The sequence below is a fragment of the uncultured Rikenella sp. genome, assembly GCF_910577125.1.
In the GTDB taxonomy this organism is placed as follows: Bacteria; Bacteroidota; Bacteroidia; order Bacteroidales; family Rikenellaceae; genus Rikenella.
In genome coordinates this window covers 1-12,596 of record NZ_CAJTMN010000060.1, presented here as the reverse complement: position 1 = coordinate 12,596, position 12,596 = coordinate 1, and the positions used below count along the sequence as shown (strand labels likewise).

The following is a 12,596-nucleotide window of genomic DNA, read 5'->3' as shown; positions in this document are numbered from 1 at the left end:
CAGCTGAATCCGTGGCTGCCGACGTTCACCGGACTGCCCGAGTGCGAATGGCGGTAGCCCGGGGCGGGCGCGCGGCCCCCGCCCGTCCGAACCCGAAAAAGTATTTTACCCGCATCGAAAAGAAGATATGTCCGGAATTTACGTACATATACCGTTTTGTCGTCGGATCTGCCACTACTGCGACTTCCACCACAGCGCCTCCCTCGCCCGGAAAGGAGAGATGCTGGAGGCGATCGGCCGCGAGCTGGAGCAGCGGCGCGGTGAAGTGCCCCTCCAGCGTGTCCGCACCCTCTACTTCGGCGGCGGCACCCCCTCCGTGTGCACCCCCGACGAGATCGGCCGGCTCGTGCGACAGGTGCGGGAGCAGTGGGCCGTCGACCGGTTCGACGAAGTGACCCTCGAAGCCAACCCCGACGATCTGACCCCCGGTTATCTTTCCGCCCTGCGCGACATCGGCATCGACCGCCTGAGCATCGGCGTGCAGTCGTTCCACGATCGACACCTCGAACGGATGAACCGCCGCCATACCGCCCGTGCCGCCGTAGAGGCCGTCGAAGCCGCCCATGCCGCCGGTTTCGCGAACCTGACGATCGACCTGATTTACGGACTGCCCGGCATGACCCTGCGCGAGTGGCGCGAAGATCTGGAACAGGCCGTCGCCCTGCCCGTGCAGCACATCTCGGCCTACCACCTGACCGTCGAGCCCCGCACCGTCTTCGGCCGGCAGGGGCTGGCCCCCGTCGAAGAGACCGTTTCCGAGCAGCACTTCGCCCTCCTGCGCGAACGGTTGCAGGCCGCCGGTTTCGAACACTACGAAGTGTCTAACTTCGCCCGTCCCGGCTTTCGGGCCCGGCACAACAGCGCCTATTGGAGCGGCGAACCCTATCTGGGCGTCGGCCCCTCGGCCCATTCTTACGACGGCCGGCGTCGGCGGAGCTGGAACGTGTCGAGCAATCCGCTCTATCTGGCCGGAATTCCGCCCGAAGAGGAGCTTCTGACCGACACCGACCTGCAGAACGAATACCTGATGACCCGCCTGCGGAGAGCCGAAGGGATCTCTACGGCCGAATTTTCCTCCCGTTTCGGCGAAGCGGAAACCCGCCGCCTCGAAACGCAGTGTGCGGTTTTCGAAGCGGCGGGCGATCTGTTCCGTACCCCGACCGGTTGGGCCATCCCTCCGGCGCGGTGGCTGATTTCGGACTATGTGATTTCGCGTCTTTTCCGTTGACGCGCGATCTATTCGACGGTGTAGAAGATCAGGACGGCGTTGTCGTTTTCGTCGACCTGCACGCTGTCGCGCCAGGAGGCGTACTGTGGGTCTTCCAGAAAACGGGCGGCGTCTACCGAGGCGACGAAACCCTCTTCCGTGGCGCAGGCGATCGGCTTCACGGCAATCGTCCCTTCGGCAGCGGTAATACGCTGGGCACCGGTGGCCGGATCGTAGTACCACGTGTATTCCTTACCGCTCAGCGAGAAGGTCATGCCCCACCAACGGTTGCTCGGGTTGAAGTTCGGGAAAGAAACGATGTCGTTCTGAGAAAATTCTTCCATTAAAGTTCCTGCCGTTAACCGGGCAACAAAGTCCGGCGTAATGGTGTATTTTCCGAAATCGAAATGTATGCGTTTTACGTCCGAGGAGTCGGGGCCGACTGTATAAATGTCCGAGGCGAAATCGGGAAAATAATAGAGCTGTCCGTTGGCTTCGGTAAACGGAAACATAGCCGGCATACTTACCGTGGTTTTGGCCAAAATCGGAGAGATGGTTTCATACCGGATTTTTCCGTCGCGGTCGGTAACGACCAGTGTCCCGGCTTCATTATAGATGGCTTGGATGGCCAGATCGTTATCTGCAACAGCAATTGCATCAGGAGCAAAATCCAAGGGAATATTCTGTACAAACTCTCCTGTATGGGTGTATACTTTTATCCCGTTATGATAGGTGCCGGATACAATATATAATTTGTCTTTGTAAGGCCAGAAGTGGGAGATGGTGATATACTCCTGCGGCCCGTGGCCCACGCGGTCTACTTTCGAGAGGTATTTTCCGTCCGTGTCGAAGACCAAAATCTGCTGCATGTCCTGCACGAAGATATGAGTGTCGGTCACCCGCACCCGGAAGAACCGGCCGTAAAGCGATTCGGAGGTCGTTTCGAGCGGGACGACTTTCTCGATCTTCCGGGTGGGCTCGGGGGCGTCAAAGTCAATGATGATCTGTTCCGAGGCGGTCTGCTGCGGCTTGCTGCTGCAGGCGAAGAGAATCAATCCGAACAGGCTGAAGAAAAAAGGTTTCATCTTTATTTTTGTCAATTTTAGAACAAAAAGATTCCCCTACAAATGTAAGGAAATCTTTTGTAATATCGATTTTTATCTTTTAAAAAGTACAGAAATCCGCACCACCTGGATTGCAGGTTTTAGACCCATATTGATCAATGATTTTCACAATCCACCGTGCTGCTCCACCGATATTTTCACCGTCTTCGATGGACAAAGCCATCGCTTCCAGATTGGCGAGGGTCAAATCCGACATTTCCGGTTGCTGGGTTTGTGCTTTGAGGTAGGTCATTACCGACCCGCCGCAAATCAGGGCTGCACCACCGGCAGCCAACAGAATTTTGGTCATTTTCTTCATGACTTCAAAAATTAAAGGTAACTAAAAATTGCGTCTCCCCGCACATCTTCGGAGAAATCACACCTCAAATATAATTCAAAGAATTGAAAACGACAATATTTCGCCGGATTATTCTATTCGTGAATGTGAAATGCAAATATCGTTTCGTATCTTGTCAAGGCAGGATGATCTCTGCCACTTGATTCTCTTCGCAGCCCTGAATCAAGGCATAGAGCTTACCCGACCGGTGGGCCATCCCTCCGGCGCGGTGGCTGATTTCGGACTACGTAATTGCGCGTCTTTTCCGTTGACGTGCGGGCGTAGGGAGGGGATTATTCTGAGGCGGTTGTCGCAGTCTCCCCACAGGGCAACACGCCGCCGTTCTCGACGAGCCGGGCGATGGTGGTTTTATAGAACTCCCACATTCGCGGGTTCCCGATCGGCGACCCTACAAGCACCACCCGATTCTCTCGATCCAAGAGGAACGTGTGAAATATTTTATCGTCTAATTTCAACTTATTTTTTCGCAAGAACAGTCGATCCGGATCGATAACAAAGTCACGAATTTTATACCGATGTGTCCACATGTCGATACTTTGCGCATTCGGAGTCCCGACATAATAGATTATGTCAATATCATGTCGACAAAAAGCCGAATCAGACCTGAGTATATACCACTGCCGAAAGTCGTCCAAACAGACATTGCATCGCCCATCGATAAATGTAACTATTTTCGGACTCGATTTTGCCAATATATGACGGACTCCCGTATCTTGGAGCGGCTCCAGTAATTCAATGTTTTTAATCCCGGTGACGATTTCCCTTACATCGGTTGAACCGCAAGAGATTCCTCCCATACACACAAGAGCGGCGATAATAAAAGATCGAAGATTCATACCGATTGTCGTTCGTTTAATAAGGTTTTCCGGGAGCACGGAAACCAGCTATTTTAATTTTGTAAATAACAAAACAAGCGGATATTCATCGGTATCCACCACTTTCCCGTCCGCCATCTTTATCTGACGATCGACCAATTGCGGAACTCCGAGCATCGGTTCCACATACGAAATCAACGTTGCCGGATCATCCTGTACGAATCCGACCGGGAACAACGGATCGGTGACATCATATGTCTCGGGACGTATTTCTCGAGCCAACGTCTCGTGTCCGTCATACATCACGTGATACTTAGCCTGCCCCTTATTGATGCTGCCGAATACGTAGGAACCTATCGCCCAAGGCGACTCCGAAGTCAGTCTCATTCGGTCGTCATCATAATATCTCATATAACGCCGATAGTCTGCCAAAGCCTCTTGCGGGACATTCTCCCTGCCATAATCGAACCCAACGACATAAACCATCGAATCGGCTGCCGGGTCATAACGGTAGATACTTTCGCCAAAAATCGTAAACAACTCGGACGGACCGCAGAAAGCATTCCACTGTGAGCGCGACACGGCACCCCGGTCAGGATACGGGCGTGCCACTTGAAACCGGATCGGATGCAACAGACTGTCCGTTGTCAGGACTTCATGCAAGAGATAATCGTCTCCCAAATCCTCGTTGTACGGTGACAGAATGAACACCATCCGATTATCCGCCATTCGATGACACTCGTAAGCGGCAAACGGAAGACGGATCGTCCGTATGAATTGTCCGTTATCGGCCCGATAAACCTGTACCCGTTTTTGCAATATGTCCGTTACAAACACTTCGTCGCCGAAGATAGAGAAATCGGAGATATTCAGTGCTTCCTGTGGCCCTTTCCCGCGTGGGGCCAACTGATAGAGGAAACGCCCCGCGCTGTCGTAAACATTCAGCGACCGGCTTTGAAGTTCATCCAAACAGTATATTTTCTGGCGATAACCCACAGCTTTGGTAATATAACCTTGCATGTGAGTCGCCGGTGCCGTAAGGGCGACATACCAAACACTGTCCGATATGTTTCTGCCTTCTGTTTCCGAAACCGTTTCCAATGCTTGAGGGACATCGATCGCAATGCCGGATTTCGCAGGGGCGGACAATTCGCTACATCCTGTAAAAGCAAGGCTTGCAAAAAAGAGAAGAGAAAGATATTTCATCACGGACAATTGTGTGTATATAAATTAAAATGGCCTCGGGTGCTCCTGCAGGATACCCGAGGCCAGCTGTTGTTATTTGCAGGGTATTTGCGAACAATTCGTCTGAATTTCAGCCGCACATCGATATCCTTTGCCAGTCCACCATCCAGGACAATCGTATTTTTTCTGGGGACCATTCAAGAATCCTTGATCCAGATCCATATCCATATCCAGATTTAACGCCATAGCCTCGATATTGGCCAAGGTGAGTTCGTCTTGAGGAGTCACCGGGGTCTGCGCTTTGAGGTAGGTCATCACGGCTCCGCCGCAAATCAGAGCTGCGCCGCCGGCAGCCAACAGAATTTTGGTCATTTTCTTCATGACTTCAAAAATTAAAGGTAACTAAAAATTGCGTCTCCCCGCACATCTTCGGAGAAATCACACCTCAAATATAATTCAAAGAATTGAAAACGACAATATTTTATCGGATTATTTTAGTCTTAAAATAATTCAAGAATAACGGCACCGCCAGCGGCCATGAAACAGGGGACTCGCCGCGAGTCCCCTGTCGAAATGTGCAACGTGCAAGTCGCTGAAACCTACGAGCCTCAGAACCGGAACGCCAGCGTCAGAATCACGTTGTGATACCGCTCCTTCGTGTAGATCGTCCCGTCCGTAGCCACCCGATAGCCGTCATCCGACGTGTAGTCGAACGGCTTGTACGGCATTCCGTTCGCCTTGCCGTAGACGTAGGCCAGATCGACGCTCACCGACCGGTTCCGGAAGCCGATCCCGCCCGAAATCTGCTGGTACTCGCCGAATGAGGCATAGGCATCGTCCCGGTAGACCGACGTGCTGTAGCCGTATCCCGCCCGCAGGAAGAGCGACCGCACCGGCTGGAACTCCACCCCGGCCCGGATCGCATCCGTCGGCCCGTAAGTCGTCCCGATTCCCGGGTTGATGTCCCGGTAGTCGTCCGACATGTATTTCATGTGCTGGTACCACGTCCGTTCGTAGTCCACGCTGACGATCCCCGTCGTTCCGATCGTGGCCGAGATCCCGGCCAGCAGCCGCGACGGCGTCCGCATCCGGTACTCCTGCCGCTGGATCGGCGTGTCGCTGAAACCGTAGGTGTAGCCGTCGATCGAGTGGGTGTAGTTCACCGTCATGTCCGCCGCATACTCGTCCGTCATGCCGATCCACGTCGGCGAGTGGTAGACCACGCCGATCCGCAGCCAGGGCACCGGCCGCACCGTCGCCCCCACCTTCAGGTTGACCCCCACGCCCGAAAGGTCGTAGAACTGGTTGTAATAGGTCGAGAGCAGCCCCATGTTGTCCGCCGAGGTCACTTCCGAATAGGTGTCCAGCCGGCTGTAGTAGATGTCCTGAATCCCCAGCGTCGCTCCGATGTAGAGAATGTCCTTGAAATTATACCCCCCGCTGATGGTGTATTCGTTGATGGCGCCCGACGTCCGGCGGTACCACTCCGGGAAGAGGAGCGTCCCCTGCTGAATCATCCCCTGAGTCGTATATTGCTGCAACGGCTGCCCCGTTCCTCCCGTTCCGGAAACCGGATCGATCAGCCCCGCCTGGTAGCCCATGATGGCTCCCCACAAAGCCGGCGGGTAGTTGTAGAAAGCTTTGTAGATATCCTTTTCCGGGGCGCCGACGGTCGACGAGGGGATGCCGTAGAGCTGTTCGACGAACATGTCGCCGATCGAGAAGCCCTCGCCCAGCGCCGTGCGGTCGTTGAAGCTGATCGCCCGGCTGCGGCCGTTGAAGTCCGCCAGGCGGTTCATCCCGAAGCCGATCGCGAAGTTGTTCCCGGCGTAGACCATCGAGAAGTTTCCCACGTTGGCCTTGACCCGGTTGAGGCGGTTGTCCAGATTTCCGTTCGGCGTGCGGTAGTCGGCCGTCTGGGCCGAGATCCGGAGCCCGGGGCTGATGGCCAGCTCGCTCCGGCTGTACATCGCCATCCCGGCCGGGTTGATGCTCATCGAGGCTCCGTCGGCCCCCAGCGAGGTGAAAGCGCCTCCCATCCCGGCCGTCCGGGCGGTGGCCAGTCCGAAATTCTGGCGCGAGAAGAGAAGCAGCTCTTCCGGCCCCTGGGCCCGTGCCGTCGCGCCGGCCGCCAGAAGGCCCGCCGTCAGGCAGGCGGTCTGTATGAGGTTCCGTTTCATGGTCTTATTTTTCCGTTAGTCGATTCGTCAGGATGCTGGCCGTCTTACCGCCGCCGGTAGCCTCCGCCACCCGCGCTTCCGCCGCCCGAAGGGCTTCCTCCGTAGCTTCCGCCGCCCGGCCGCGACGGCGAAACCGCCGGCGTCCGGGTCAGTTCGGAGCGCTGCACCGTGCGCTGCTGCGGCGCAGCCGGAGCTGTGTTCGTCCGGACTTCGCGCCGGTACGAACGCTCCATATCCACCGGTTGCCGATAGCCGTCATTGCTGCCCGTTCCCGGGCGGTTGATGATGTTCGGCGTGTACTGGTTGCCGCTGCCGCCCGGACGGATCGTTACCGCTGGCGTCCCGGTCGTTCCCGGCCGTCGTGCGGCGCCGCCGTCCCGGTTGACCGCCACGCCCGTGCCGTTGTCGTTGCGCCGGTAGCCGCCCGAGTAGACCGGTCTGCCTCCGGCTCCGTTCGGCCCGCTACCCGGCCGATAGGTCGGTCGTCCGGCCGGTCGGCCGTCTCCCCAGTAGATCGGTCTCGGTCTGCCTCCTCCGGGCCCGCCCCAGGCGGGCGGCGGATAGTAGCCGGGTCCCCAGGCAGGCCCCCATCCCAGGCTCCAGCCCCAGGTCGGCCCCCATGCGGGTCCCCAGTTCCATGCCGGTCCCCAGTTCCATGCCGGCCCCCAGCCCCACGACGGCCCCCAGTTCCAATTCCAGCTCCAGTAAGGCCCGCCCCATGCGCCGTAGTAATAGTAGTTCCACCGCCACGGTCGGCTCCACGGCGAGTACCAGTAGGCGTTCCACGGCGCGACCCATCCGCTTCCGGCCGAGACGTTCAGCGTGATGTTCACGTTGTTCCGGTCGTCGCGTCCGCCGTCCCAGAGCTCCTTGGCGTTCAGCCGTGCCGTGGGGTCGCTCCCGTCGAAGAGGGCGGTGATGTAGGTCGGTTCGACCCACATGTCGTTTCCGAAGGTGATGATGTTGTAGAGGTCGGGATCGTACCGGCCCGAGAGGGTGCGGTGGAAGCTCTCCATCAGTTTCCAGTAGTCGTCGTCCATCTCGCGGTAGTTCCGGTAGGCGGCGATCCGGCGCTGCAGCGCGTCGTCGAACGAGGTGACCAGTTCGTCGCGCTGCGTTCCCTGCGCCGCGACGGTCACCGGTGCCGCCGTCTGGGTCTGCCGCGCCGGCGTCCACTGGGCGGGCATCCGGTCGGCTTTCCGCTGTGCGGCGGCGGTGAGGCGGGCCGAACGCTGAATCTCGCGGCGTTCCTGCTGAACGGCCCGACTCTGCCGGGTCGAGCCCCGGTAGAGGTCGTCCACATAACCTGCGTCCTGTGCTGCGGCGCTGCCTGCCGTCCACCCGGCGAGAAACAGCGGTATGAGGTATTTTTTCATGGCGGGTTAGGTTGCTTCTTTACTTCTTTGACGCTCGAAACGGGCCGAAGTTACATCGCCTCGTGCCGGCCGGTTCGAAAAGGAGATTCCCGCAATCGGCGTGCCAGAGTCGCCGGGATTCCCGGAACGGGCTGCGAAAAAAAACGGGGGAGCGTCGGCTCCCCCGTTCCGAAAAGGGCTGCGGAGCCGCTACAGCCGGTCGAAGCGGCCGACGATCTCCTGCGGCACCGCCGCGCGGTTGACCATGATATTCATCGTCTTATATCGCACGTAGGGTTCCGAGACGTAGAAGAATCCTTTGTACTTACCGGTCTCGCCCCACGAGTTCTTGACCTTGTAGAACTTGTTGCCCCACTGGTCGTGTGCCGTCCCGACGATGACCATCCCGTGGTCGTCCGTCGTCTCGTAGTTGTCGAAGGCCTCCTGGCGCATCTCCTGCGTGATGGTCTTTTCGGGCATCGGCCCCGAAATCTTGCGCGACATCTTGGCGAGCTGCTCTTTGGTGAGCCCCGTCCAGTGCGCCATGTCCGAGCCTGCCACCTGTTCCGGCTTGTCCACCGGCACGATCGCGAAGCCTTCGTTGTAGCGGAATCCCTTTTCGCTCACGTCGGCCGACCAGTTCACCGCATAGCCCTGCTCCAGCGCCGCGTCGATGATCCGGATCAGGTCGTCCGCCGGCACATTGGCCGCCGGTTCCCACGCCCAGTTGTCGGGAATCTCGACCGCGAACCGGGTGTAGAACGGATGGTGGGTGAACGAGGTGAACGAGACGAAGTCATCGGCCCGGATCCCCATCGCCTCGGCGAAGGACTTCGGGGTATATTCCTTGCCCTTGTAGACGAATTTCTCGGGGCATTTGCCCAGATAGGCGTCCAGAATGCCGTTCAGCCCCTCCTGCCACACCGGCGAGAGCGAACGGTTCGGCGCCTGGATCACCGCCTTCATGTACCCGGCCAGCACCGCATCCAGCTCGCCATGCCGGTGTACGCTGTCCCGGCTGTACCGCAGTCCGGCATAAGCCTCCTGCGGCACGATGCCGTGGTTGCGCAGGATGGTCAGCACGTCGTGCGTGTTGGCTCCGGCCGAAAAAGCCGACGTCCCGTGCGTGCGGGCGTATTTGATCGCTTTGTCGAGGTAGGTGTGGCGCACGATCCACATTTCCGACAGGTTGAGCGTGTCCTTGCCCTGCCGCAGCGCCTCGCTTTCCAAAAGACCGGTTCCGGCGAAGCTCCAGCAGGTGCCCGAGCTGCTCTGGTTATCGATCGGCGTGACCGGAACGACCTTCACGTCGGTGAATACGTAAACCGTATCGGCTTTCTGTGTCTTCTGTTTTTTCGCTTTCGGCGCGGCGGAGGCAGAGGCGAAGGTCATCGCCAGCGCGGCCGTGCAAACGGTGAGAATGGATTTCATGAATGATGGTTTGTATGAGTTTGGTTATTCGAAATAGCTGTTGACGGTGAATCCCCCGGCCTGCAGATAAGCGTCCCGCTTGAAGAGCCGGATGTCCGACGCCATCATGTCCGCCACCAGGGCCGGCAGGTCGTACCGGGGCGTCCAGCCCAGCACCGTGCGCGCCTTCGTGGCGTCTCCGATCAGGGCTTCGACCTCCGTCGGCCGGAAGTAGCGCGGGTCGACGCTCACCACCCGGCTCCCGATCCGTTTTCCCATCGCCGGCAGGTACTCTCCGCCCACCGCTTCGGTAAATTTAGCCGCATCCACCGCCGCGATCGTCCCGACTTCGTCCACGCCCGAGCCCGAGAATGCGACGGTAACGCCTATTTCCGCGAAGGCCATCCGCAGGAACTCCCGGATCGAAGTGGTCACCCCCGTGGCGATCACATAGTCGTCCGGCCGCGGCTGTTGCAGGATGAGCCACATCGCCTCCACGTAGTCCTTGGCATGCCCCCAGTCGCGCGTGGCGCTCATGTTCCCCAGATAGGTCTGCTCCTGCATCCCCAGCGCGATGCGTGCCGCCGCCCGCGTGATCTTACGCGTCACAAAGGTCTCGCCCCGCACCGGGCTCTCATGGTTGAAGAGGATGCCGTTCGAGGCGTGCATCCCGTAGGCCTCGCGGTAGTTGACCGTGATCCAGTAGGCGTAGAGCTTGGCGCAGGCGTACGGCGACCGCGGGTAGAACGGCGTCTTTTCCGATTGCGGCACCTCCTGCACCAGTCCGTAGAGCTCCGAGGTGGAGGCCTGATAAATGCGTGTCTGTTCGGTCAGCCCCAGCAGCCGGACCGCCTCCAGCAGCCTCAGGGTGCCGATCCCGTCGGCGTTGGCCGTGTATTCCGGCGTGTCGAAGCTGACCTTGACGTGGCTCATGGCGGCGAGGTTGTAGATCTCGTCGGGCCGCACCTCCTGGATGATCTTCGTGAGGTTCAGCGAGTCGGTCATGTCGCCGTAGTGGAGCGTGAAACGCTGTCCGTCCACGTGCGGGTCTTCGTAGAGGTGGTCGATCCGTTCGGTGTTGAACGACGAGGCACGCCGCTTGATTCCGTGTACGGCATACCCTTTCCGGAGCAGGAACTCGGCCAGATAGGCGCCGTCCTGTCCCGTGACTCCGGTGATGAGCGCAGTTTTCGACATAGCGAGTGAATGGGTGATCGGGCGAGCCTCCGCAGCGCGCCCGATTGCAAAGATAAGGAACTATTTGCTTCCGGTGCGACGGGAAAATCATTCGGTTCGGGATAAATTTGTTAAGAATTTAACAAACGGTCGTTTTTCGTTCCGCCGCGCCCCGAAAAAACGTACCTTTGTCGCTCCGATCGGCCCCGGGCCGGTCTGTTCGATGCAACAAAAACAAAAGGCAAACAGATATGAAAGTAGCAGTATTCGGCGCCACCGGTCTGGTGGGCGGCCGCATGTTGGCGGTGCTCGGAGAACGTAATTTTCCGGTCACGGAGTTGATCCCGATCGCTTCGGAGCGTTCGGCGGGTAAAAAGGTGTCGTTCGGCGGCCGCGAGTGGACGGTCGTGACGCCGCAAGTGGGGTTGGAGATGGGGCCCGAGCTGGCAATCTTCTCGGCCGGCGGCCAGGCCTCGCTGGAGTGGGCGCCGCGCTTCGCCGAGGCGGGATGCTACGTGGTGGACAACAGCTCGGCATGGCGGATGGATCCGACCAAGAAGCTGGTCATTCCGGAGATCAACGCCGATGTGCTGACCCCGGAAGACCGCATTATCGCCAACCCGAACTGTTCGACGATCCAGATGCTGATGGCTCTGGCGCCGATCTACCGGACGTACGGCATCCGTCGGATCGTGGTCTCGACCTACCAGGCGATCACGGGCACGGGGATGCGGGCCGTCACGCAGATGGAGAACGAACGGAACGGCATTATGGACGGCCCGATGATCTATCCGCATGTGATCGACCGCAACTGCATCCCGCAATGCGACTCGTTCACCGAGAACGGCTACACGAAGGAGGAGATGAAGCTGGTCAACGAGACGCACAAGATTTTCGGCGACGATTCGATTCTGATCTCTCCGACGGCGATCCGGGTACCGGTGGTGGGGGGCCACTCCGAGTCGATCAACGTCGAGACGGTCAAAGACTTCACGATCAAAGAGGTCCGGGCGCTGCTCGAGCGGACGCCGGGGGTCGAGGTGGTGGATTGTCCGGAGCGGTCGGAGTACCCGATGGCGGTGACGGCTCAGCACCACGACGAAGTTTTCGTGGGTCGTTTGCGGCGCGACATCTCGAACCCTCGGGCGATGAACATGTGGGTCGTGGCGGACAACCTGCGGAAGGGGGCGGCGACCAATGCGGTGCAGATCGCGCAATATTTGTTAGAAAAAGGCTTTATCAAGGCGTAGCTTGGGGAGTTGTCGCATAGTTATCGAGCCGCCTCCGCGCAGTGTCGCGGAGGCGGCTTTTGTTTTGGGCCGAGGCGGCCTTAGCGAAACGTAAGTTTCGCCCGTCCACGCACCCGTTGGGTGTTTTGTTAGGGCTCTCTTCGCCTTACCAAGTGGGGCCCGCCCGGCCCGAGGGCAGTCGAAGCTCGACCGCGCGCCACGCCTTAAGAAGCGATTCTACTATTTTGGCGCAAGCCGAAATAGAATGAATCGCCCAGGCGCGCGGAGGGTAGAGGCGGTGCCCGAAGGCACCGGCGGAGCGATAGCGGAGCCGCAGGGATGAACACGGGGCAGAGAGCGAGTAGCGCGATTCCAAAAGGAATCGCCGGGCTTGCGCGTTGGGCCTTCGGTCCACCCGGAGAGCGCGCAGCCCGAACCGGTAAAGAATTAGGCTGAGACCTTGCGACCCGTAGGGTCGCCGGCCTCGGGCGCAGCGACGCCATAGCGGCGCGAGGGGGGCGCGCCGAGGACGAATGGGGCGAGGCTGCTGGCTGTGGGTTGGGTGAGGTTGTGGCGGG

The 12,596-nt window shown here is 58.9% G+C and carries 10 protein-coding genes; 2 read left to right on the top strand and 8 right to left on the bottom strand.

Translation table 11 applies throughout. The features are described 5' to 3' along the window. Nucleotides 1–127 precede the first annotated feature (127 nt). The gene (gene hemW / locus QZ292_RS07190) at nt 128–1,228 is read left to right on the top strand and encodes a radical SAM family heme chaperone HemW (RefSeq protein ID WP_294599898.1); all 1,101 of its coding nucleotides are present in this window, start codon (nt 128–130) and stop codon (nt 1,226–1,228) included. An 8-nt stretch (nt 1,229–1,236) separates the two neighbouring features. Here the strand turns inward: hemW and QZ292_RS07185 are convergent, their stop codons facing one another. The 8 genes from QZ292_RS07185 to gmd form a co-directional block, all read right to left on the bottom strand. Further along, nucleotides 1,237–2,292, bottom strand: a complete 1,056-nt coding sequence (locus tag QZ292_RS07185; protein WP_294599894.1) for a 6-bladed beta-propeller — start codon at nt 2,290–2,292, stop codon at nt 1,237–1,239. Nucleotides 2,293–2,371: 79 nt separating this feature from the next. Continuing rightward, entirely contained in the window at nt 2,372–2,629 is a 258-nt protein-coding gene (locus QZ292_RS07180) for a hypothetical protein (protein WP_294599891.1), read from the bottom strand. A 923-nt stretch (nt 2,630–3,552) separates the two neighbouring features. Beyond that, on the bottom strand, nt 3,553–4,689 hold the full coding sequence (locus QZ292_RS07175) for a 6-bladed beta-propeller (protein ID WP_294599900.1): 1,137 nt from the start codon (nt 4,687–4,689) through the stop codon (nt 3,553–3,555). A 72-nt stretch (nt 4,690–4,761) separates the two neighbouring features. Then, nucleotides 4,762–5,049, bottom strand: a complete 288-nt coding sequence (locus tag QZ292_RS07170; RefSeq protein ID WP_294599889.1) for a hypothetical protein — start codon at nt 5,047–5,049, stop codon at nt 4,762–4,764. Between the two features lie 227 nt (nt 5,050–5,276). Continuing rightward, nucleotides 5,277–6,848: a hypothetical protein gene (locus tag QZ292_RS07165; RefSeq protein WP_294599888.1), complete on the bottom strand. Its 1,572-nt coding sequence runs from the start codon at nt 6,846–6,848 to the stop codon at nt 5,277–5,279. A 44-nt stretch (nt 6,849–6,892) separates the two neighbouring features. Beyond that, nucleotides 6,893–8,224, bottom strand: a complete 1,332-nt coding sequence (locus tag QZ292_RS07160) for a hypothetical protein (protein WP_294599885.1) — start codon at nt 8,222–8,224, stop codon at nt 6,893–6,895. Nucleotides 8,225–8,413: 189 nt separating this feature from the next. Beyond that, entirely contained in the window at nt 8,414–9,634 is a 1,221-nt protein-coding gene (locus QZ292_RS07155; protein WP_294599883.1) for a C1 family peptidase, read from the bottom strand. Nucleotides 9,635–9,658: 24 nt separating this feature from the next. Beyond that, a complete protein-coding gene (gene gmd, locus QZ292_RS07150; protein ID WP_294599880.1) occupies nt 9,659–10,810 on the bottom strand; it encodes a GDP-mannose 4,6-dehydratase in 1,152 nt (383 codons plus the stop codon). Nucleotides 10,811–11,040: 230 nt separating this feature from the next. Here gmd and QZ292_RS07145 point away from each other — a divergent pair, with 230 nt between their 5' ends. Then, entirely contained in the window at nt 11,041–12,039 is a 999-nt protein-coding gene (locus QZ292_RS07145) for an aspartate-semialdehyde dehydrogenase (RefSeq protein WP_294599877.1), read from the top strand. Nucleotides 12,040–12,596 lie beyond the last annotated feature (557 nt).